Here is a 23286-nt window from a genome sequence, read left to right as displayed (position 1 = left end):
TTAATAGTTATTAATTTTTATAATGTTATTTGCCTATTAATTTGTTCTAAACTTCTTTTTGCTTCCCATCTATGTTGTTCAATACTTGATGCGGTATGTATTTTTAATAATTTTTGTACTCTTTCATCTTTAAATGATTGTAATGACCTTAATAACTTCCATATTACTAAAGTGTCATCCTTATATTTAGTAAAAAGTTGAATGATATCCTCTAAAGATGTAGTATCTTTTTCATAATAAGATATGAATCCAATAGCGTCAATAGCTTCTAGTATCTGTATATATTCTCCACTATATAAACAACATCTAAGTTGATTCAGAGCAGGTTTACCTATCTTACACATGGTTCTTGCAATTATATCTCTAGGTAGCGGATAATTTTTCTTTTCAAAGGGTCTACTAGGTAATGATCTATGTTGATTATTACCTACCTTACCTAAATGTTCTATCAACATTTCACTTGCTTTTTCACCATACGTACCAATACATTCTGATAATGCTATCTTTGTATATAATTTTGTCTCATTAATTAAGCTACAAATAAGGACTTCTATAACTCCAAACTCTTTATACCTTACTAATAATCTAGCAGCAATTGTTCTATCTGTGGCTATATCGGATTGCAATAATTTAATTAATTGTAATTTGGTTAAATAGTTATATTGTTTTAATTCGTTATCATCAATATATCCTCTATTTTTCAATTGTACTTTGTTGCTTTTCATAGTTATTATCCTTCCACAAATAAATTATAATAGTCTTTTAATAATTCATAATCTACTGAAGATTGAATTTCACCAAGTCGATTCTTCCACGAACTATAATTAATTTTTACTTGTTTAAAACCTATTTTTTCATATACATACTGCGCTCTTTTATTATTCAAGTTTGTGTCTAAGATAATCTTATCAAATTTATAATCTTCAAACAGACTTCTAATAAATATCTTTAAAATCATTGTGCCTAATCCTTTGTCCTGTTTAGTAAAGTCACAAATCTTAATACCAATTTCTACAGTTTTTGAACCTTTATTTCTGTATGACATCTCTCCAATAATTTTTTTTCGTATTCAATAATTAGTATTCTACCTTTATGATCATTATTACTCTTAAGTTGACTTTCGATTATTTCTATAGTTGTTCCTAAACCATTAGGAAATCATGCATGTGACATTATTTTTCCATCATTCCACCATTCACATAAAGTTTTTGCATCTCTTGACTCTGCATTTCGTATTAGTATATTATCTTTAACTAAAAACAATGCTTTCACCCCACCTAATAATAAATTGCTACTCTTTTATTGACCATCAATGTGCATGATATGTTCTATATGGTTTGATAAGTTAACTACCTTTTCCTTAATAAAAGTAGGATATAATTCTATATTACTCAAATCATCCAAATCATACCATCTAAATATTATTTTAGTGTCACCTTCCATCCTAAAAAACTCTTCTTCATCAAAAATATCGCTACCTTCATTTATAAAATTCATCATATAATAAAACGACAGTTCATGATACTTTTTATCATCATATTCAAAAAAATCCTCTGCTACCCATAATAATCTCTCTACCTTTATCTCCTCATTTAGTTCCTCCTGCATTTCTCTAATTAAAGTATCTTCACTAAACTCATGAAATTCATTTCTTCCACCAGGTAAAGCCCAAAAATCATCTTTTTCTAATCTATGTAATAATAATTTATTGTTATAAATAGCTACTCCAGCTATCCTAAAATTAAATCTATTATTATCTCTGTCAAAGCAAATCATATCTTAATCCTCCAATAATTATTTCGTATTTGATACCCTAATATTTTATCTTTCACCTAATAATTCGCTTCTTCTTGTCCCAAATCAGTTAGTGGAGTATCTGTCCAACCTCCTAACATATCATTAATATGGTGTTCTGATTGACAATGTTAAATTAATATAATTGTCCTCATTTTAAATAACTCTCCCCTTCTACATAACTATAATACACCGATTAATCTTTAAAATATATTTTTAATACTATTGCCCAATCCACTTCTTTAGCTGTCTTTTCAATACTACCTTTAGGGTTATATACTTCATCACCATTTGCCATTAACCCCCAAACATCTATTTCAGCTTCATCTGTTTCAATGATTTCTTCCGTTAAGTCATATGGTGAATAACCATATTCTTTATCAAATCTTTTTATATATCTTCTATTACTACTATATCCTGATTCATTCCCTATAGCTGTTGTCATTATCATGTCTTCTGATATCTCTAAATCATTATTAATCAATTCTTTTAGAGATATACTAACTTCACCATCAAATTCTCCATCTATGCTTTTTGAAAACAAACCACTTGTTTCCGTTGTTTCTCCATTTTCCCATATCTCATATTTACAGCTAATGAATTTTTTATCACCTTTATATTTTACTTTGACACATCCAGAAATTAATCCCATATGAGGTTTCAATTTCTTGGACTCACCTTCAAATAGATCACTGCGGGTTACCTTAACAGTACCTTTTTCTATTCCAGCTATTTTTGAACAACCTATTATAACTAAAGCAATAATCAACAATATAACACTTATTTTTATTTTCTTAATCATTATCCTCATCCTTTTAACTAAACTGATATTAATCAACATGGTTTGCTTTTAACCAATGAACTCTTCTATCCTTTTGAAACCCAATTTTCAATGCTAAATTTGTGGATTTTATATTATCTTCTTCTATATGTAAAAAGGGTATTTTATCAATCTTTCTAACTTCTTTAATCATAGCCAAGATTAATTCATAACCATATCCTTTCTTTCTATAATCTGGGAGTACATTTAATAGACCTATTGCTCCATCATCATGAATCATAATCCATCCAACCAATTTATTATCTTCAATTATACCTAAAGAAATATCTTTAACAATTCTTTCTGCTATATATTCCAGTGAAGTATACTTCTTATACTCATAATTATCATAGATATACTGGACATCATCTACAGAAAGTTCTATTATTTTACAATTGTTTCTAGGTAATTTGATATTCTTTGGAAAGATATATTTCATACAAGATAGTTTCCATTCTACCTCTTTACCTTGAGTTAAAATAGGTAACATCCAATCTTCAATCACTGCAAAATACTTATCATTGTCATCTAGTTTACTTACTAATTCGTTTAACTCAATATTGGATGAGCTACTGATATATATCCAATTCTCATCACTTTTGCCTCTTGCTAATACAGATTCTCCTATCATTTTAATCATGTTAATAGGATACGTCCTTACAAAATTAATCATGTTAACATTCTTATTCTTATCTTTACTTAAAATCTTCACCAATTCATTCTTATTATGCATTCTTATCAATCCTCTAGCCTTTTTATTAATTCCATATATTAAGACTTCTTCTTCATAATTAAAATTAGTTCAATTATTTATTTCATCTCTTATCCATTTAATTATTATATCTTTTCCAATTTGTGATGTGTTAGTACCATTTAAAATAAAATCCGCGTACCAACGGGATGGCTCAACGAATTCATTATGTCTATATCTTACTGCATCTAAATACACTGAAGTTATTTCTTCAAAACTTTCTCCCCACGATGAATTTCGACTAATCCTTCTTATAATCCTTTCATCAGCTTGACAATCTATATAAATTTTCAAGTCAAGAAGTTCTCTTATTCTTTTTTCGTAAAGAGTCATAAGCCCTTCTATAATTATTACATCCACATCTTGTACTGCAATAATACTATATTGATTAAGTAATCTATCAAAATCAAACGAATCAGGATGGTTAAAGTCTGGATAGACAACACCTGTGAATGGAGAGATTATATTTGGTTTATCTGTTTTAAAATAATCGTCCATATGAATACTCTTAACTTTCAGATCATCTAGATCGTCTTCAAAATAAGAACATATCGTAGATTTTCCACTTCCTGATCCCCCAGCTATCCCAACAACAATTTGTTTTTTCTTCTTAATCATAATACACCTCCAATATTTACTAACGGTACATTCATCACTTTATTTTTTCATGAGGTCATATAAATCCTTCAAATCATTGACTATTTTTAAATTTTTTTTTTGCTATGCACTCTTGTCTTTTTTTGATATAATCATATAATTTCGTATCAAGTAAATATACTATTATTGTACCTAATACATATGCCAACAAATCTCTGAAATCAAAAGTTGTTCCAATTATTATTTTCGCAACTTTACTTTGTCCAAGTCCAATATAATTAATGAATTTTAGATACTGTAGAATTTCAAGCAAAACAGAAAATAATAAGATACTAATGCTAAGTTTAAGTGAATCAACTTCAACAAATATCTTGATAAAACAATAAATTAAAATAATTACTACTACATCTCCTATGAAACCTCTAATAAATTGATTATGACTTAATAATAACACTATTAATAAGCATATTATAAAACATATTGTTGTAGCTAATATATATACAAGTCTTCTTTTCATATGTACTCCTCCATTGCTAATCAATAGATAATGTAGTAAATACCTTATCACTCCATAACTCTATTACAATACATTAAGATATGCATTTAATTTTAATTCAAGTTTATTAATTATTTCTATCGCCTTTATTTTACCTAATGCCCAAAACAGTAATCCTAATACCTCTTCATCATCAAAATAATTATATATAATTGGCATTATAAATTCTAAATACTCCACATTCTCTGTTCTTCCCATAGCTCTAATAGTTGCAATAGGGTTACTATTTACTATTTTTATTGTAAAACTATTAAATCCATATTTTTTTATCGTTTCTTCAATAATTCTACACTTCCAATAATTATCGTCAACGTTATATATTAGAAATAGTATATCTTCTTGTATAATATTAACAATTGAAATATTCCTTATAATTATTTTAAGTAAATCCATATCATAATTTCTTTTAGCTATTCCCAATATATTTTCAAGTTCTTTTGAATTAAAATCATGATACTTTAATAATTGGATTCCTTTTTCTCTTCTATTTTTTCTATTATGCTTTATAAATTCAAGTGCATATTCATATTGATAGCTTAACGGCATAAGTTCAACAAGCTTTCTTAAATAATTATCCGCTTTATATTTATCTTTAGATTTAACTTTTTCTCCATCTACTATTATTTGATCTATTAAAATTTTCAATCTAGTTATAGCATTTGCACTCAACTTTAATTCTGATAACCTTTTGACTTCATTAGGATATTTATTATATAGTGATAATGGATTTGTAGTAATTGTATTCAATAAATCTTCTTCACTCATACATCTAACTTTTGCTAACTTTATTGTTTTTGTTATCTTTTCGTACATTTATACTCCTCCATAAAGTTACTACTTATTACTTGTATTAGATAACATGTCTATTAATCCCATAACAAATACTAAAATACCAATTAACATAAATGAATGTATAAAACCATTTAAAATAGGAATATATTCACCAACTAAATTCTTATTATAATAAATTACATTAACTGCTTTATACCCCAAAGGTGTACTCAATAGTATTATGATAAATGCGCATACGAAATATTTTATTTGTTTTTTCATAATTAACCCTCCTCTAAATATCACTTTAAATATATATTTTCATTAGTAATCTCGTTATAATATATATAATGTATTTAGCAAATATTATCTTATTACATTTTCAATACTCAAACTTACTTTACTTTATTTCTTAATAATTACCAAAAATTAAAACAATATATCATAGTCAATTCGTGAATCTAATACCTTATTTCTTTTGAGTCTATTAAATAAATTCATGTAAGTCTCCTCATTCATCTAGATTATTCCTTCATTGCTACTACAACTTAATTAACACTCTACACTTTTAGATTACCTATCCGTCACCTTTAAACCAGCATTCTATAGCCTTGTCCCATATTTTGTTATCTATCGGCCAACTCTGATTTTTATCTACTCCTCTAACATATCTAAAGAAAAATGTTATCTCATCTCTTGCACTTTTCAGCTCTTCAATAACTATATCGCTCCAACCTTTTGCACTTTCATATAGAATGGACTGTTTAAATTCTTCCACTAGCTTTTGTATGCTATAAGCTACTCTATGTTCTTCCACAGTTATTGCGTTTGAATTTATATCTAGAATTGTATAAGGTGCCGTTGTTTTTGCATCTAGTGGTAATCCACATGACCCAGCATTTATTAAAATTTTACCATCTATATTAATATGCCACTGTATATGCGTATGCCCAAACACTATGACATCTGCATCAATGTCCTCTAAGCTTTCCAATAATTTTTTATCTGCTAATATTATGTTTTTAATATATGCTATATACTCTTTATGTTTAAAATCACACTTATCCATCCTTTCAGCATATCTTGAACTTGTTAATAAATCTAAATTTGTTTCTTTAAATAGACTTGTTATACTATGAAGTAGTAATATCTTTTTTATATTGTTATCTTTTATTATCTGCTTTTTAGGTAATTGTATTAAATACTCTAAATTGTCTTTTCTTAATTCTCTATAATTCCAATAGAGAGCTTTGAATTGATTATAAATCCAATCATCTTGGTTATTTTTATGTAAATCTATTAAATAATCTTCCTTATTACCTGCTACAATATATTTTTCTGGTAATCCTTTTATTATATCTGTTACTTCATTGGGATATGGTAAATCGCCAAAATAATCTCCAACAAAAATATATTCATCAATATTTTTATTTCTTATATCCTTCAAAACAGATTTCAATGCATGTAAGTTACCATGTACATCTGAAATAATTGCATATCTCATAAAAATCTCCTTGCTTTATCATCTATGTTTGTTTTTTCAATTTATTAATTCTATCTGTTTATACTCTATTTCTCTAATTATTATATCATATTTTGCTAATTACAAACTCAATTATTCCGACTACTTTTATGTTACCAAGTTAAATATGTTTCTTTTATCAACTTATACAATATGTTTTCATGTAACTCCAAATAATGTATCTCGTTTAATTTTCTATTTTAAATTCTGTATCATATAACGTTTATATTATCTAAATAAATAAGACAGCTTATTCATTACATGTAATTCCTTATTCTAATTTAGTAAGATACTCTTTCAATTCTTCAGCCTTTTCTTCAGAATCTAGGTCCATACTTAATTTCAATATTAAGTTGAAAATATCAACATTGATATCGTAATCAACCTCTTGATTTAACGGTGAGTGTTGAATCATATAACTACGCAATGCAAACAACGCCCCATCTAATTTATTATTATTCTTATCATATGATGTTAAAATTAATAAATCATCCGCACAACTAATACCTACTAAAGCCTGTGTATACTGATAATTCTTATCACTAAACTCCATTTCATTATATTTTATGTTGAATCCAGATGCTGACTGACTCAAATAGCCAGCACATAATTTATCAATATAATCTTGCTTATAGGTATATTCTCTTCTCCTTTTCACGCTTAAAATACAAATTAGTGCTATTGCTATTATTAATATAACTATTACTATATTCTTTTTATTCATATAAATCTCCTCTTCCTTTTGTAATAATAATTATATCTCCCCTTTCAGGAAATATTTTTATTCATTTGATGTACTAAAATTTATAACAACTAATTTATCTTTGGGATAATAACTTATATGATGATTTCTATTTTGTCCTAATTCACTAGAGTTAAGTGAAGTTGTAATTGCATACACATCTATGCTACCTGTATCATCTACTAATTTTGCAGTAAAATAGTCGTCCTTATGAGGGTGATGGGTAAGTGCTTCTTGGAGAGTTACAGGTACTTTTTTCAATTTTCGTACATCTTTTAATTGACCTTGGACAATTAACCGAACTATCTCGTCTTCTGTGTTAATTTCTGCAATATCAGAAACGCTGATATCATCTATAATTTTTATTCCTTTACTCTTGGAGTAATTTATCCATCCCTCACTACTTGAAATTGCGATATTTTCATATGACTCGTTGTTCATAATCTTCAAAGTACTTAATTGATAATAATTATTTCTGAATAGAGATAAATTTATTTTAAAATGAGTTTCATCTATACGTTTTGTAAAATACCCATACTCATATTCTATACTATTTCTACCTTTCAAATAAGCTAAAAACTCTTTATAAACTTTTTTCACATCTTTATTGTTTCCGTAAAAAGTACAAGCAAGTTCAAATAAATCAAACCATTCTTCTTCATTAAATTCTTGTATTTGCTCGGTGGAGTAATCTTGTGGAAAATGGAATTGTAATATTATAAATCTTCCTTTTTCTCCACTATAACTATTTAGGCTACAAAAAACATTTTCATTATCTCTTAATGAAAAAACTGACTGCCCCTCAATAAAAAATTGTTCATCTTCTATACACCAAGATAATTGTTTCTCTTCTATTACTTGCTCTACTACCTCTCTATGCAATGGAAAATCGTATGTATTAACTTCCTCTACAATATTTTTTTTATTAGTACCTAAAAAAATACTGACAATACCCAATAAAGCCAACATAACTACACCTGTGACAAATACTTTAATAATTGTTATAAAATCTATTTTATTAATATTATTCATCTCACAATCATATTATATTACAATATTATATGTATGTGAACGACTTTAATATTCTTAATAGATGCTACTAATAATTAATTATGCTTATTAATAATCCATAAGAAAAAAACACATGCCTTTATATCTATTGCTTTCATTTGGCATGTATTCTTTTTTTATCCCCAAAAAGTTATAATTGATCCATCTATGGTTGTAACATTACGGAATCTTCCACCCCATGGCTGTTCTTTTATATTTGTAATCTCTTCCCAACCATTCTCTTTAACGAACGAATAAAAGGAATCAATATTATCAACATTAGTAAATCAAATAGGTTATGTTAACATTGCTTGCTTTCTAAATAAATTGTTGTACATGTCTTGGCAATATTATTATTCAGATTCAGCTTCTTCTAGATGATTTTTACCATAATGATTATTTATTGTATTCCAAGTATTATTACCAAAACCGTTCTTTGCTGGTGAAATTAAAAATCCAAAAACTGTACCCATGAAAAATGTTAAAACTGATAACATAAAAATTTGTCTTTTCTTCATTTTTATCCTCCTTTAATTATATGTGATATGATAAACTACCTAGTAGTAATTATTAAACTTGTTTATCCTGCTATTTCAGCTCTATTTAATCCACTTTCAAAATCACCATCTACAACAATTACGTGACCTCCAAATATATCTCCATCCTTATACCAAAATGTATACGAATCATCTGTGTACAACACTATAGATTCAAGACTCATTAACGATTGGAATTCTATTTCGGACATTTCTTTTTCATCATCATCAATCCAAAAATCATTTTTCGTAGAAATAAGTTCTTTAGAAGCAAATTTCTTTGCTTTTGAATCCCAATCAAATTGATCAGAAAATCTATCTTTATATTTTTCTATGAGTTCAACTAATTCACTTTCCTCATTGGTTTCCATAATTAGTTCAGATTTAACACCACACCAATCCAAAATACTACCATACGTATCAACACTCTTATTCAGAATAAATTTACCTAGTTCACTATCATCATAAATTATATCTTTTCTTATATCTTCTACGAATGGTTGTAACTTAGAATCATAAAAATCATAATCAATAATTCTATCAAGTTCTACTATGGAATCAGATATATCTCCATCATATATAATTTTGATAACAGTCTCTCTCTTTGCTTTATCCATCAATTTTTTCAATTCTGCATGTTCTACTTTTTTTGTAACTCTTAACGGTTTAGTATTTATTTCAAAATTACTATTATACCAATATTCTAAATTCAAACTAAAAGTCCAAAGTTCTTCACCTTGACATTTTCCACCACCTGAACCCTTTGAACTTACAATTCCAATAATAACTTTTTCTTTAGATTTTAAAATATTAAATATGCCCATAAATCCTCCTTGTAAGCTCATAATAATAACATCAATAATTTTTCCAAAATATATCTTCTATTAATTCTATTGATTTATTAGTTGCATCCATCTTAATTCTCTTCCCTATGGGCATCGTAAACATTGGGTGTGTATGACAACAGTCCACTTCTGCTAAGAATGGAATATTATGCACCCCCAATACTTCCTCTAGAATTTCGTATGGTTTTCTTCCTGTCGCTCTATCATCAAATTTTTCATGTTTTCCTAGAATAAGACCACTAATTCGTTCAAAAACACCATTTACTTTTAACAAAGAAAATGAACGTTCTATTGTAGCTGCATCCTTTAAGGAATCTTCAATAAATAGTATATCTCCTTCTAGAATCTTAGGCATATATTTGCTGCCCCATATGCCAGTCATTGTATTTAAGTTACCAATTATTAGTCTTCCTTCTGCTTTTCCTTCGTTCCTAGTAATCCATTTGTTTTGAATTAAATTCTTAGATCTAGTTTGTGTCTTCCAATCAATAAATTCATCTGTCCATACGTCTGGCATTTCATATGTATAATTTTCTGTACTCTCATTGATTATGATATCCTTTAAATATTTGTAAGTTATCTCATTAAAAGGTTCAAATTCTCCAAATGAAGCAACTAATGCAGGACCATAAAAGGTTGTAATACCTGTCATAGAATATATTGCAAATAAGATAGCTGTGACGTCTGAATATCCAACAATAACTTTAGGATCTTTTTTAAAAGCCTCGTAATCTATGTAAGGTAATATCGAATTTGAATTCATTCCACCTATTGTAGACATTATACATCTCACTTCTGGATTTCTTATTAGTTCATTTAACTCTTCTGCCCTTTGTATTATACTACCTGACCTATAAAAGTCACTTTTTCCTGTTAATCTACCTTCTATTATTTTAAATCCTTTACTTTCCAAGAAATTCTTAGACCTATTATATCTTATCTTACATGTATTAGTTATAGGATTGGATGGAGAAAATATACCAATTGCATCTCCAATCTTAATTCGTTTCAACATTTTTTCCTCCTCCTATGTGAGTCAACATTAATTACTTCACAAATGTATTTTTTACCCTCTTAGATTCTAGAAAATATGCTATTATTAAAATTGAACCAATTAAATTTCCAAATAATCTAGGAGCTTGATTATTAAAAGTTCCACCTATTATACTATTCGCTGCTATTAAATCTAATATTATTATTACCTGGACCACAATAACTTGAATAATAACAATTCTTGGAGCAATTCTTTTTTTATTGAATATCAAACATAAAACTATAATGGTAAAAACAAACATACAAATATTTGATATCAACTCTACATTAATTATAAAAGTTAAATTAGGAATATATTCACTCATCCCATTATCTTGTAATATATCCATTTCACCATTCATATGCATCTTAATAGTATTAAAGATTGTTTTTAAGTAAGTTAGCAAAGATATAGAAAATCTAACAATCATAAATATCATCCATCCACCTAATCCAACAAGTTTTTTTGTCTCCTCTTCTACAACTTTTTCTTCATTAATATTTTCGTTTTCCAATTTAGTTCACCCTTTATATTTTTTTAGTTTTTTGATACTTATAATTTATTATCAGCCACTAGTATCTAATTTCAATAACTTCCCATAAAACAGTGTTAAGATAAATTGTCAATTTCTATCTCATTGTTTGATTTCAAGAGCCAAGTTATTGCAATAAAGTAACCTATAATGGGAGAAATACCATATCCCATTAGCGGCACTGGAAAATTCCCAAAAAATGTAGTTATTATAACTATTATAAAATATAAACCTATACACCTAGATAGCAGTTCAACACCCTCCTTTGGAAATACTATGAATGGTAATGGTAAAATAACAAGGGATATAATTCCTAAAACAAACCAAATCATTCCCATATTTAATACCAACGAAATTATTTCTTCTACATAAGATACCGCCGGAAGGGAATCCAGGAATACCCATGAAATTATTGTACCTATTGATAGCAAACTAATTATAATATAGCATATAATTTTCTTATTAAACTTATTAAACAGGATTATTATCATCGGAATAGCAAATGCAGTCAATTGTGAAGCATCAGGTTGTAGAATAAGCAAAATTGTTATTACCACTGTAATAAATACTGCTACTAGCTCCCTATTTTTCATCAATAATCTCCATAGTTCAATAATCAGGACAGGTATAAATATACTTGATAGGTATAGTCTGATTGGTCCTAAAGATACCCATCTATGAACTCCACCTATTCCTAAATTAATAAAAGTAAATACATACAATACTAAAACAATAAAAATTTTCCCTACAGTTTTATTTATTTCAGTCTTACTAGATATAAAATAACATGATATTAACCATCCAAAAAACAAACAGATAATATTCTGCCCAAAGGTCATTCTTGGAATATTATTAGATCCCATAGTAATAGCTCCAATAATAACTGATGGTGATGCTACAATTAAGGGTATAAAACATCTTAACTTATTTTTATTCATCTTTCTACCTCTTCTATCTATACTAAAACTTAAGTTTATTTAACATATTATGCAGATTCAATTTTTCATCCCCTGTAATCACCATAATTTACTCTACTTTTAATGAAGATACAATAGGTAATATAGATCGTCCATTCCATACACCCTCGAGTCCCAATTCTTTTGGCGAGATATTCTGGTAATGTCCATTCATTCCTTGTATATCAATACCACCACTTTCTGTAATTGTGATGATACTATATAACCCTTTTTCATATAGAACCATATCCTTCAAAAATGGGTATTGTTTATGTATTTCATCAGAGTAACAAAAATGCTCGTATTGTGGTCCAAACCATATATATGACATTGAATTCAAACCAAAATAATAAGTTTGTCCAATTTTTTCAATAGAGTCTCCATGGTCATGTCCATTTATACATAAAAGCACTCTGTTGCCTGTATGATTTACTCCATTAATCAAATTTCGAACTGTTTCCCTGTTATATACCCCTCTTTTAGCAAATTCATTTTCAAAACTATGATGTGAAAAAATAACGAAATACTTACTATCATCAGTTAATTCAGATTCCAACCACTTTAATTCATAATCTGGAAGAATGGGATATATATCATTAGTTTTATTATAATTTTTTTTGCAATATGGTTCATAACCATTTCCCTTTTTGATAAAGCAAGTATCTAATACAATAAACTTAACTTTACCATATTTAAATGAATAGTAACTAGTATCCATATGTAAAAAATCCATAACTTTTCCCTTAGGAAATAAATCAGAATCATGATTCCCTATCAAATGATAATGAGGTTTTCCTAGACTATCAAGTATATCAAGTAAAATTTGATTTTCTTCTATTGGTGTACAGAAATCTCCAAGTTGAATAACAAAATCAACATCTACATCTCTAATATTTGTTATAAAATTTTCAATTCTTTTACGTCCGTCAGGAATATGTTCAAAATGTAAATCTGTAAATATTGCAAATTTTACTCTCTCCATCAATTCACCTCCAAATTAATCAAATTCAAAACTATTTCTCTTTCAGGCGAAAAAAACTCGAGATGAAAACATAAATATATTGTTATATGTAGTAAACTTATTGACCGTCTTCCATTACATGCCATTTATATTCATCATCGCTTAAATGGTTGTCATTTAATTCATAACCATAATAGTAAATTATATCTGATTCATCATTTAAAGCTACAGCCTTATAGTCAGATATATTGGCTCCTCTAGGATATTTATAGTGAATAATAGTAGGCTCACCTACTTTAACTATTTGACTCATGACATGATTATCAACTGAATCAATTATTGCAATTTCTCTAACTTGTGGATCTTCAATCACTATATATAGCACCAATTCATATCCTTCTTCTAGTAACACTTTATTACCACCTAAGGTTCTAACCTTATCTTCTTCGTGAGGATAATACCAGTTAGAAGAATTACTTCTATAAAAAAAACCAACTTTCTCAGTATAAGTAGTTTGATATCGTTCTTCTATAGGATTATAGTAGATGTGAAGATAATTCTCACCTACTTTTATTTCTTCTAAAAATGTCGCATTGGCTTCTACGAAAGTGTTAGCCTTTAAAGCTTGCAAAGGTGTCAGTCTTATACCTGCAATTCTCAAACACAGTATTAGTAAAACAGCTAAAACTGATACCATGAATATTTTGCGGATATATGATTGATTCCTGTACTTTTTCTTTATATACATATATGATGCAAATATCAATACTATTATTAGTAGCATCATAATTATCCCTAAAATTAAATTAATCATATATTATACCTCTTTCATAAATAAGTATAAACTAAAAATAAAACTAAAACATCTTTTTTTACTAAGTAATAATCTAAGATTTTTGATTATTACTGCTCAGTTGAAAAAATACTTTCGACACTAAAACGCAAAAAATATACCACGGAATTAAAGATAGTAAAGAAAAAACTATACCTATAGTTCCGAAATTTGCAGGAATCATCATAAAAAAAGCTGAAATAAATCCAAATATTGCTATCAATTTACTATAAACCGAGCTGTTTAACATAGAAATCGAAATAAGGTAAAGTGCTATACAATTCAATATATAGTAAATAACATAGGCAGTTCCTTTCCATTCAAATATCATATTTTGAGCTGAAGATAATAATATATTTCGTTGTATATCACTCGATGCCAAATAATATTCTTTACTAATAAATATCATTTCAACTGCTTTATTGGATGAGAAATATGAAGCTATTCCTATGAATCCAAGTATTAAAGCTAGTGTAATCAATGTTGAATTTCTCTTTTTTAAGGACAAATATAATGAAAAATATATAACAGCTAATATCACGTTATTAATAATATATAATGCATCAAAATGAACTAACCCTAAAAGCCGATTATTTTTAAATAGTTCTAACCACCCTTCAACAGTTTGTGGGTGAGGAGATATGGCAAATATTATAACTTGTACTGGAATGATTATAAGCATGATAATTATAAGAATTCCTGTAATAAGATAGATAGATTTCCATTTTTCAGAATTTGCTTCTTGTAAATACTCTATTTTATATTTTTTCATAAATTCCTCCATATTTTTTATTCATATACGTATTCATGATAGATAACCCTAACACTTAATATAGTATATCATATAAAAATTGAAGCTTCCCTAAATATTCATTTTAAAATATTGCTTATTGCTTTTATGATTACTTAAGTCTTGCTCTACATTGATTGCAATAATACAACTCAGACGCCTTAACTCTAGGATCAAAAACATAACCACAATTGGGGCATTTATATAATCTTTCAAATATAATACCCATTATTATAATAGTAATTGTTACTCCAATGTATTTGATGCTGTTTTCATTAATCCTAACATTAGTCCATATGTCACTATAGAAAATATTATTACTACAATAAAGAATACTCCAATTATCATTGGTATGAGAATACCTACAATGAAGATAATATTATTAATCAAGTATAATATCCACCTGTTATTAGCTTTTAACTCAAGTTCCTTATTATTTATAAGTCTTGCCTCATTTGATATTCCATTACAGATATTGTAAACCATCATTACTCCAAGGATTAAAGAAGTTATACCTAATAAAATGCCTACTACACCTAATGGATTACTACCTAATTCATTAATTTGTGGTTGATAAATATCAAAAATTGACAAGAAAATCATAGGAAATGCCAATTTTTTTGCCTTACCAAAAAACTCATTCTTTTCTTCTAGTATTGATAATCCTTGATAAAACATAACAAATCCTATAATATCTGGTAGGATATCTATCCCATTTAATCTAAAATCCAACAAAAAAATAAAACCCCAAAACAACTTATTAAAACCCATTTTCATCATCCCTTTCTCTTGTTTAGCTTAAATCTTCTTTTTCTATAAATTTTTCAATAAATATTTGTATTGGTATTTCTTGATTACTATTATCCACCACAACTATGTAATAACAATAAACTTTTCTTAACTGATCAAATATGTTTTTATCTGGTACTTCTGCAGTACCGTAATCTTTTATAGCAAAATCATCTGTACTTAGCTCATTTACTATATCAAAAAATGATACTGTGCCTTCTGTAACTAAATTATCTAACTTAATTAAACTATCTTCATTAGTCAAATATTCTGTAGCTATATAACTTAAAACGTTACCATCACTATCTAATGCCTCATTCAAATTGATTATACTTACTTGACTAAAAGTGAAATCTTTACCCTCTTTGCTTTTTAACTTAAAATCCTTAATCCCATTTCCTTTTATTGCAGTTCCAACATATGATTCTAATTCGTCAAAATATATCTGTATACTTGCATCCCAATCTGAATAACCTTCTTTAGGATTTGGTCTCTTTTCTTCGACTAATGCATTATCAGTTGAATCTGGCTTTAATAGACCTATATTAATTGCTATATTTTCATCTATTTGACCCGAGTCCACCAATTTTTCAATTAAGCTAACCTCATCCTCATAACCATTCATTGGCATCAGTAATGCAAAATAACTTATTTTTGCTAATTGATCTCTAAAAAATATATTGGTGACAAGTTCGTTATAATCCTCTTCATTTAAAAGCGCTTGGCTCTTACTAAACTCTAGAGACTGCTCCCATGCAAAATCTCCTGATATATCACTATACCCTAATGCTCTTAGTATAAAGGTCATATATCCATGTGCTGATATTATAGCATCTGAACCATAAGTTGTAGTACTAGTACCATTGGTAAGTTTCTCATGATACAAATATCCAACATAATCATCAGCCCACTCAGGCACATCTATAAAAGGATGTGTATATTTTTTATTTTGAGCCTCTTGTTCTGCACCGATTAATCGTACAAACATTATTGCAGCTTCAATTCTATTTGGCTCTCTATCTAATTCAAAGCCTGAATCTGTTCCTTTAAAAACTCCAATTTCTTTTAATTTCTCTGCATAATCCTCATATAAATTTGTTGCATGTACAATCGTTGAATTAAAAAGTAATGTAACTAAAACTAAACATACTGTGACTAATGACCTTAAACTCTTAAATATACTTTTCATGAACATTTCTCCTCTAATGATTTCTAATACTAGTATCAATTTCTCATAACGGTTCCATATTTGCTACGTTGCTACTGTATTTCCTGATATCAAACACCAATTACTAACATAAAGTAATCATTCTCTACAGCATTACTGATTCTTAACCCATTCTACAAACTCATTTATTACATCATTTGGATTAGCTTTAATATTTTGCTCTGCAATTTCATCATAATATTCAAGCTCATGTATAATTAATGGTATATCTCTTTTAAACTTATCCTTAATTACATTTTCTGAATGAAGTTTTTGTACAACACTTATAATTATATCAACAAATTCTATTATAATCTTTTCACCTAGTTCAACAATTCTATCAAAATCTTTACTCTCTTCTTCATCTGTAAAATATAAACCTTGTTCTTTTATCCAACCACGTACTTTGTCTGCATCATTAATTTCATTGTATATATCACCAATTACTAACTCTCTATTTTGTAACCAAAAAGCATAATTCCATCTAGCTTCTTCAAAATCACCAGCACTAACTTTAACTTCTTTAACATTACTAATGGTGTTATACCCTAATGTTACTGTCGGAAGTCTATAATCATCATTTATGTTCTCAATACAAAAAGATATCACATAAATATCCTCTATTAATGAATCATTCCACGAATCAATTTCATCTTTGACTTTATTGAATATATATTCATCAAAATTCAACATGTTCTTATCCTCCAACTAATTATTATGTTTATTATCAAACGCTGTATATTATGATAATCTCCTATCTAAATAAATTAAATTAAGAGTCGTTAACTCTTCATCTGGAAAACAAAACCACTCTTTAATATAATTTTCGTATCCAATTTTATCTCTTATTCTATAAAATGCTTGTATTAATTCTTTAATTATAATATTTCCATTCAACTTAACATCTAAAATAACTTCATCTATATTATTCTACTTCATATATATTAAACCCTAGAGTTTCATTAAGTTTTAGTATATTAATATTATCTAGATTTACTGTCAAACTATATGCGAAATTCTGTGTAAATATTAAATTTTCATATTGAACAAAGCTAAAATCTGTTGCTTCTAATAGATTAGATGAAAATTGTGCTTCATTTATATTTGCATATTTAAATATACATGTTTTTAAATTACACTCTGTAAACACTGTATTTGTTAAATTGGCACCACTAAAATCTCCAACAATACAACACTTGTTAAAAGTAAGATTACTTAAATCTTCATTAGTAAAATTACTTTCAATATGTTCATTATTGAAAACAGTTTTTCCTAATCTGTTTTTTGCAACTAACTCCTCTCTATTCATTTATTTCTGTTCCTCCCCATTCAATCACTGTAAATCCACTTCTTTCAAACGACTTTAGTTCTTGTTCTGTAACCTCAATTGGTTCGTTTAGCGCTTTATATACCATAAATACTCTTACTATATTATCTGGCGTTGGTTCAATTGATAATTTAGCTAATTCCTCATATTCTTCCCCAGCAAAATATATTAAATTATATTCATTATTTTGCATCTTTGGTAACCAATAAACAATAAATTCATTATATTCTTTTGGAATCAATCCAATTTTTTCTAATGATTCTTGCAAGAACTCAGCTGTCTCTGATCCTTTTACTACAAAACCTTCATCAATATTCCATAGATAATCTGATTTACCTTCCCAAAACAAATATGAATATTCTTTACCATCTATTGTATGTATTCTGCCATTTGGCTCTGCTATAACTTTCCATCCGTCTCTATAATCCGGGTAAGTACATAATAATTCCCCAGCATAATCAATTTTAATACTAATTTGTGTTTTCTCTTTTGGATATAGATAAATTATAGGCTTTTCAAATTTAATATCCTCACCTTCATCTGTATAAATTTTCTTTACTTCTATTTGATTACCTTCATTTGATACATTTTCATTTGTCTTTAATTCCATTTTAGTTTTCTTACATGATACTAAAGCTATCACAATAATTACTATAAATAATATCATCCTTATATTATTTTTCAAATAATCCACCTCTCAAATAATTATACTTATCAATATTAGGATAAATATTCAAACTCATCACTAAATTCAAGTTTTAGTATAATTGCCCATCCACTTCTTTTTGCCATATCAATAACTGATTCTCCTGATTTCCAGTAATATTGATCATTTTGTCCTATTATTCCCCATAAACCAATATCTTCTGTATCAGATACTATTTCTTGTAATTTTTTACTCCCATATTTCAATTCTGTATTGGGTTTCTCAATATCAATTGATGAATTCATGTAACAATCTTCTTCATATAAAACAGTTCTAACCTCATAGCTATTCTCATCATCATTTTCTTTAGCAGTAATTGTTATTTCCTTCAAATTATATAATTCTGTTAAGGGATGTACTTTTACTATTTGACCGTCTTTCCATTCCTCATAGTATAATATAATCCCTTTCTTTTCTGTATTATATTTTAATACTATATCTGCTACACTAAAATAGTTCAATTGATGTCCTATTTTTTTAGTATTTCCTTCAAATAATTCTTTCTGTATTATCTTAACTTTTCCTTTAGATACATGATTTGGTATGTATCTGAATTTATACATACCATAAAAAATTAATGCTATTGCTATTATTGTTAAAAGTATGACTTTGATTATTTTTTTACTCATCTTTTAACTCTCCCCTCGGCTCATCCAACTATTATAACTGCTTGTTCCCTAGTTAAAGTTCTTGAATTAACATTTTGACCAATTCTGAACTTCTACAAAATTCCCTTCTGGGTCTTTTGCATACACTACAGTCAGTAATCCAATTCCCTCATAAGTTTTCATTACAATTTCTCCAATTTGAGATCCTCCATGCTTCAATAAATTTTCGAGCACTTCTTCAACTGAGTCAACATGAAATGCAATATGAGCAAAACCCTTACAATTAATTGATTGTCTTCTTTCATTTTTGTCTTCTGGCTTATACTCAAATATCTCAAGTGTTGGCCCCTCTTCACTTCCAGGAAGACGTAAATGGATACCAGTCACTCTAACACCATCTATTTCCGTCAATTTATCAATCCATTTACCAGATAGATCTCTTTCTGGTAAAAGTGGTTCGCAATTAAATACTTTACAGTAAAACTCAGCAAGTTTCTTCCAATCATCCGCAATTATATTAGTGTGGATATACTTTATATCATTATTGTTCATAATTTTTGAATACTCCTTTCAAATATAACCAATTAATTAACTAATCACTTATGTCATATAAGTTTTCGCATTATTATTAGCACTGATACTTTCTATAAAATAGCCGTATCAATACATCACATATTAAAATCTAGATTTCTTATAATTGTAAGGAATACTTGTTCCTACAATAACATCCTCTATCTTTTCAATAATTAGCCAATCATCCATATTACCTTGTCTGTCAAATTCTAATGGTGCAATCTCTTGTAGGTTACTAAATTCAACTAGGCATATACATTTCTTGTGCCATCTTACTTTTTGCTTATCAGATAAATTTAGCTTTTCTTGATTTTCTTCTAATACATTATTTATTTCTTCTTCTGATAATTTTACGTAATTCTGTACACTTTTCACATTAGCTGTAGCAGTTATTTTTTTTGTTCCATTTTTCATAAAGTATAGCTTTTCACCTTCAAAGACTCTACTATGAGGTATTTTTCTACCCGCCGCCGATCTGATTATCATCGTTTTTGTACCCTGAATAATTTTCTCTAATACCTTTTCTTTATCATTACAATAAACCATATGTACCATTTCTTTTTTCCTCCTATCATCAATAAATATTCTTTATTATTTCTAATAATCTCCTTTTTCCTTCTGATAATTCTAACTCCACAATTTTGATATCTTTAACAGTATTGATTCTGAAACTATTATTAAATCTAGAACTATTATCGATTCACTTTTACTGAAAGAATATCCTAGTTTATTTCTGTTCCTCCAAATATCTTAGTGCTATTAGCTATTAATACTACTGTGAATATCATAACAAAACATATGTTCTTTTGCAATGATTTCTTAGACCCCTTCCCGAACCAATGAAAACATTGCCATATGATATCAATTCATTCAGCTTCAAAAAACTTTGCCTAGCTTATATTTCTAATAATATATAGCATCCCTTATTAGCCTCAATTTTCAATTGGTATTTATAAGCATGTAATTTAGTTTATCTTCCCGTCTATCATTCATCTTGTACCAGTTTTCTTGTTTATCTACAAATTCAAAACCAACTCGTTTAAGTATTCTTTGCATTTTAAGGTTATTACCCATAGTATCAGCATATATGTACTTCAATCTTAGGACATTAAATACATAGCCTATTGCCAAATTGACTGCTTCTGTTCCATATCCTAATCCTTTATAATTATCATTAGCAAGAATAATCCCTAGTTCACATTTGCTTTCTTTAGAGTTAATTCTTTTTAGAGATAATTCACCTATTGGAATTATATCAAAAAAAATGCCTAACCTAGGATAGTCTGATTCATTCTCCATAATATAATCATACATTTTATCTACTTTAATTTTATTATAAATATAGGGATTAGGATCCATAACATTATCTGCAACATATGATTTCCAAAACCGATGATATTCTTCTCTTGTATACGTCCTTATACATATCCTTTCACCTTTAATACAAATCATAAGCGCTACTCCCTCCTATAAAAAATCTAATATACTACATATTATATTAAGCAAAAAAGCTGCCAATAACTATATAATTTCTACTAATTTTATTACATTGTATGTATAGATTAAACTTGTCTGCTTGGATTGTATTTATCACCATATTTTTCTTTTGCCATTTCTGTGTATTTTAAAATAAAGTCAGATTTGGCTTCCGTATATCCATCTCGATTATGTTGATATTTATCTAATAATCTTAATTTTAGTTTACCATATTCATCAGCAACTTTTTTATATTCCATAAGATAATCTCTAAAATATAATTCATTCCAATTATCATTGTATCTAATATGCAAGTGATAAACTTTATCTGCAAATCCTTCTTTTGTATATCCTTTATTAAATGACATACTCATATATGGTTTTTTTTGAGATGACATCAATACCCAACCATTATGTATTATCGTGTCTATTAACTGTTCAATATTACTATCGTCATGTATCTCCAACAAGATATCCACAGTTGGTTTAGCAATTAATCCTTCAACAGCACTACTTCCAATATGATTTATACGTATAATATTTTTATTATCAATATAATTTATTAGTCTTTCTTTTTCAATTTCATACCAATTTTTATAATCTATATTATGTTCTTTTAAAATGATAGGGAATAATTCCCATAATTCTTCCAATGTCATTTCTCCTAATTCTTTTCCCATAAATACCTCCTTGATCTTCCTAGTTTTTGCATATATATTGGTATCTTATCATAATTTAAGATTACTTTTCAAAAATAGTTTTCCAGTTATCTTTATTGCTAAATGTCTCGAAACTATATTTTGATATATAATTAAATTCTTTATTGTTTTTCTTTTCATAAGCATCATATGCAATATATAATAACGACTCAAATTCCAAATCCTTAGGCATTTCTTTAGGGTTATTAATGATTTTATAATAATAGTCTCTGCCATTGGCAACTACAACACACCTAGTATACAGAAACCAATCCACCGAAAAATGACTATTTTTATCCTTATATGAATATTGACCAATGTTCTGTGCATATTCAATGCCATCTAAATCATACAGCAATCTTGAAAGTATATCATGAAATTTATAAATATCTTCGTTAGATTTTTTAGACAAATAATTAATAGCACTATTAAGCACTCTATCATCATCAACTTCAAATTTCCATTCAAACATTGAGATTACATTCCAAAATTCACTTTCATCCATAACTACATTATTGGGTATATCTCCATAGTCTTGTTTGTTACTACAACTTGTAACAATAGTAAATATTAAGGACAAAACATACAATAAAATTCTACTCATAATTTATTTCTCCTATATTATTTATCTTATAGAGCAATATAAAATATTTGCTTATTATAAATCAAATACTATTCTTAGCTTGACTGTTCTTCAATTCATAATATTATCTACATTAATATATTACAAAAAAATTATATCATAAACAACTCCATCAAAAAATTGTAAATTATTCCCTTAACTCACTATCATCAGTTATACAACTACTCCAGT

The 23286-nt window shown here is 27.5% G+C and carries 31 protein-coding genes; all 31 read right to left on the bottom strand.

Features of this window, described 5'->3' with window-relative positions:
- Positions 1-17: 17 nt before the first annotated feature.
- The 31 genes from ACX6CF_RS08380 to ACX6CF_RS08230 all read right to left on the bottom strand — a co-directional run bounded on the left by ACX6CF_RS08380 (position 18) and on the right by ACX6CF_RS08230 (position 23076).
- Positions 18-725 carry a HEAT repeat domain-containing protein gene (locus ACX6CF_RS08380; RefSeq protein WP_458784870.1) on the bottom strand — a complete coding sequence of 236 codons (708 nt, stop codon included), beginning with the start codon at positions 723-725 and terminating at the stop codon, positions 18-20.
- A 5-nt stretch (positions 726-730) separates the two neighbouring features.
- Positions 731-1045: a GNAT family N-acetyltransferase gene (locus tag ACX6CF_RS08375; RefSeq protein WP_458784869.1), complete on the bottom strand. Its 315-nt coding sequence runs from the start codon at positions 1043-1045 to the stop codon at positions 731-733.
- 254 nt (positions 1046-1299) lie between these two features.
- Entirely contained in the window at positions 1300-1776 is a 477-nt protein-coding gene (locus tag ACX6CF_RS08370; protein ID WP_458784868.1) for an NUDIX hydrolase, read from the bottom strand.
- Between the two features lie 214 nt (positions 1777-1990).
- Positions 1991-2596 carry a hypothetical protein gene (locus ACX6CF_RS08365; protein WP_458784867.1) on the bottom strand — a complete coding sequence of 202 codons (606 nt, stop codon included), beginning with the start codon at positions 2594-2596 and terminating at the stop codon, positions 1991-1993.
- A gap of 28 nt (positions 2597-2624) precedes the next feature.
- Positions 2625-3347 carry a GNAT family N-acetyltransferase gene (locus ACX6CF_RS08360; RefSeq protein ID WP_458784866.1) on the bottom strand — a complete coding sequence of 241 codons (723 nt, stop codon included), beginning with the start codon at positions 3345-3347 and terminating at the stop codon, positions 2625-2627.
- Positions 3348-3416: 69 nt separating this feature from the next.
- Positions 3417-3983 (bottom strand): uridine kinase family protein, encoded by a 567-nt coding sequence (locus tag ACX6CF_RS08355; protein WP_458784865.1) that lies wholly within the window; start codon positions 3981-3983, stop codon positions 3417-3419.
- A 73-nt stretch (positions 3984-4056) separates the two neighbouring features.
- Positions 4057-4479 carry a ribosomal maturation YjgA family protein gene (locus ACX6CF_RS08350; RefSeq protein ID WP_458784864.1) on the bottom strand — a complete coding sequence of 141 codons (423 nt, stop codon included), beginning with the start codon at positions 4477-4479 and terminating at the stop codon, positions 4057-4059.
- A gap of 63 nt (positions 4480-4542) precedes the next feature.
- Positions 4543-5331 carry a hypothetical protein gene (locus ACX6CF_RS08345; RefSeq protein WP_458784863.1) on the bottom strand — a complete coding sequence of 263 codons (789 nt, stop codon included), beginning with the start codon at positions 5329-5331 and terminating at the stop codon, positions 4543-4545.
- 21 nt (positions 5332-5352) lie between these two features.
- On the bottom strand, positions 5353-5571 hold the full coding sequence (locus ACX6CF_RS08340; RefSeq protein WP_458784862.1) for a hypothetical protein: 219 nt from the start codon (positions 5569-5571) through the stop codon (positions 5353-5355).
- A gap of 295 nt (positions 5572-5866) precedes the next feature.
- The gene (locus ACX6CF_RS08335; RefSeq protein ID WP_458784861.1) at positions 5867-6793 is read right to left on the bottom strand and encodes a metallophosphoesterase family protein; all 927 of its coding nucleotides are present in this window, start codon (positions 6791-6793) and stop codon (positions 5867-5869) included.
- A 289-nt stretch (positions 6794-7082) separates the two neighbouring features.
- Positions 7083-7535 (bottom strand): hypothetical protein, encoded by a 453-nt coding sequence (locus tag ACX6CF_RS08330; RefSeq protein WP_458784860.1) that lies wholly within the window; start codon positions 7533-7535, stop codon positions 7083-7085.
- Positions 7536-7592: 57 nt separating this feature from the next.
- Positions 7593-8522 carry a hypothetical protein gene (locus tag ACX6CF_RS08325; protein ID WP_458784859.1) on the bottom strand — a complete coding sequence of 310 codons (930 nt, stop codon included), beginning with the start codon at positions 8520-8522 and terminating at the stop codon, positions 7593-7595.
- A gap of 434 nt (positions 8523-8956) precedes the next feature.
- Positions 8957-9121 (bottom strand): hypothetical protein, encoded by a 165-nt coding sequence (locus ACX6CF_RS08320; RefSeq protein ID WP_458784858.1) that lies wholly within the window; start codon positions 9119-9121, stop codon positions 8957-8959.
- A 62-nt stretch (positions 9122-9183) separates the two neighbouring features.
- Positions 9184-9963: a DUF2262 domain-containing protein gene (locus ACX6CF_RS08315; RefSeq protein WP_458784857.1), complete on the bottom strand. Its 780-nt coding sequence runs from the start codon at positions 9961-9963 to the stop codon at positions 9184-9186.
- A gap of 31 nt (positions 9964-9994) precedes the next feature.
- A complete protein-coding gene (locus tag ACX6CF_RS08310) occupies positions 9995-10999 on the bottom strand; it encodes a S66 family peptidase (RefSeq protein ID WP_458784856.1) in 1005 nt (334 codons plus the stop codon).
- Positions 11000-11030: 31 nt separating this feature from the next.
- Complete coding sequence (locus ACX6CF_RS08305) at positions 11031-11531, bottom strand: DUF2569 family protein (RefSeq protein WP_458784855.1); 501 nt, start codon at positions 11529-11531, stop codon at positions 11031-11033.
- A gap of 95 nt (positions 11532-11626) precedes the next feature.
- Positions 11627-12487, bottom strand: a complete 861-nt coding sequence (locus tag ACX6CF_RS08300) for a hypothetical protein (RefSeq protein ID WP_458784854.1) — start codon at positions 12485-12487, stop codon at positions 11627-11629.
- Between the two features lie 88 nt (positions 12488-12575).
- Positions 12576-13487: a metallophosphoesterase family protein gene (locus ACX6CF_RS08295; RefSeq protein ID WP_458784853.1), complete on the bottom strand. Its 912-nt coding sequence runs from the start codon at positions 13485-13487 to the stop codon at positions 12576-12578.
- Positions 13488-13584: 97 nt separating this feature from the next.
- Positions 13585-14280, bottom strand: coding sequence for a hypothetical protein (locus ACX6CF_RS08290; protein ID WP_458784852.1), 696 nt, complete (start codon positions 14278-14280; stop codon positions 13585-13587).
- Between the two features lie 73 nt (positions 14281-14353).
- Entirely contained in the window at positions 14354-15070 is a 717-nt protein-coding gene (locus ACX6CF_RS08285) for a hypothetical protein (protein WP_458784851.1), read from the bottom strand.
- Between the two features lie 264 nt (positions 15071-15334).
- Complete coding sequence (locus ACX6CF_RS08280) at positions 15335-15859, bottom strand: hypothetical protein (RefSeq protein WP_458784850.1); 525 nt, start codon at positions 15857-15859, stop codon at positions 15335-15337.
- Positions 15860-15881: 22 nt separating this feature from the next.
- On the bottom strand, positions 15882-17066 hold the full coding sequence (locus tag ACX6CF_RS08275; protein WP_458784849.1) for a hypothetical protein: 1185 nt from the start codon (positions 17064-17066) through the stop codon (positions 15882-15884).
- Between the two features lie 132 nt (positions 17067-17198).
- Entirely contained in the window at positions 17199-17777 is a 579-nt protein-coding gene (locus ACX6CF_RS08270) for a hypothetical protein (RefSeq protein WP_458784848.1), read from the bottom strand.
- A gap of 232 nt (positions 17778-18009) precedes the next feature.
- Positions 18010-18393 carry a pentapeptide repeat-containing protein gene (locus ACX6CF_RS08265; RefSeq protein WP_458784847.1) on the bottom strand — a complete coding sequence of 128 codons (384 nt, stop codon included), beginning with the start codon at positions 18391-18393 and terminating at the stop codon, positions 18010-18012.
- Complete coding sequence (locus ACX6CF_RS08260) at positions 18386-19096, bottom strand: hypothetical protein (RefSeq protein ID WP_458784846.1); 711 nt, start codon at positions 19094-19096, stop codon at positions 18386-18388. Before ACX6CF_RS08260 ends, ACX6CF_RS08265 begins: the two co-directional genes overlap by 8 nt.
- A gap of 35 nt (positions 19097-19131) precedes the next feature.
- Complete coding sequence (locus ACX6CF_RS08255; protein WP_458784845.1) at positions 19132-19746, bottom strand: hypothetical protein; 615 nt, start codon at positions 19744-19746, stop codon at positions 19132-19134.
- Positions 19747-19812: 66 nt separating this feature from the next.
- Positions 19813-20277: a VOC family protein gene (locus ACX6CF_RS08250; RefSeq protein ID WP_458784844.1), complete on the bottom strand. Its 465-nt coding sequence runs from the start codon at positions 20275-20277 to the stop codon at positions 19813-19815.
- A gap of 123 nt (positions 20278-20400) precedes the next feature.
- A complete protein-coding gene (locus tag ACX6CF_RS08245) occupies positions 20401-20853 on the bottom strand; it encodes a hypothetical protein (RefSeq protein WP_458784843.1) in 453 nt (150 codons plus the stop codon).
- A gap of 384 nt (positions 20854-21237) precedes the next feature.
- On the bottom strand, positions 21238-21750 hold the full coding sequence (locus ACX6CF_RS08240; RefSeq protein WP_458784842.1) for a GNAT family N-acetyltransferase: 513 nt from the start codon (positions 21748-21750) through the stop codon (positions 21238-21240).
- Between the two features lie 110 nt (positions 21751-21860).
- Positions 21861-22454, bottom strand: a complete 594-nt coding sequence (locus ACX6CF_RS08235) for a GrpB family protein (protein WP_458784841.1) — start codon at positions 22452-22454, stop codon at positions 21861-21863.
- Between the two features lie 61 nt (positions 22455-22515).
- A complete protein-coding gene (locus tag ACX6CF_RS08230) occupies positions 22516-23076 on the bottom strand; it encodes a DUF4240 domain-containing protein (RefSeq protein ID WP_458784840.1) in 561 nt (186 codons plus the stop codon).
- Between the last annotated feature and the right edge of the window lie 210 nt (positions 23077-23286).

Source organism: Vallitalea sediminicola, from assembly GCF_054408565.1.
The sequence above is the reverse complement of the archived record's forward strand: the minus strand, read 5'-3'. Positions and strand labels throughout refer to the sequence as shown.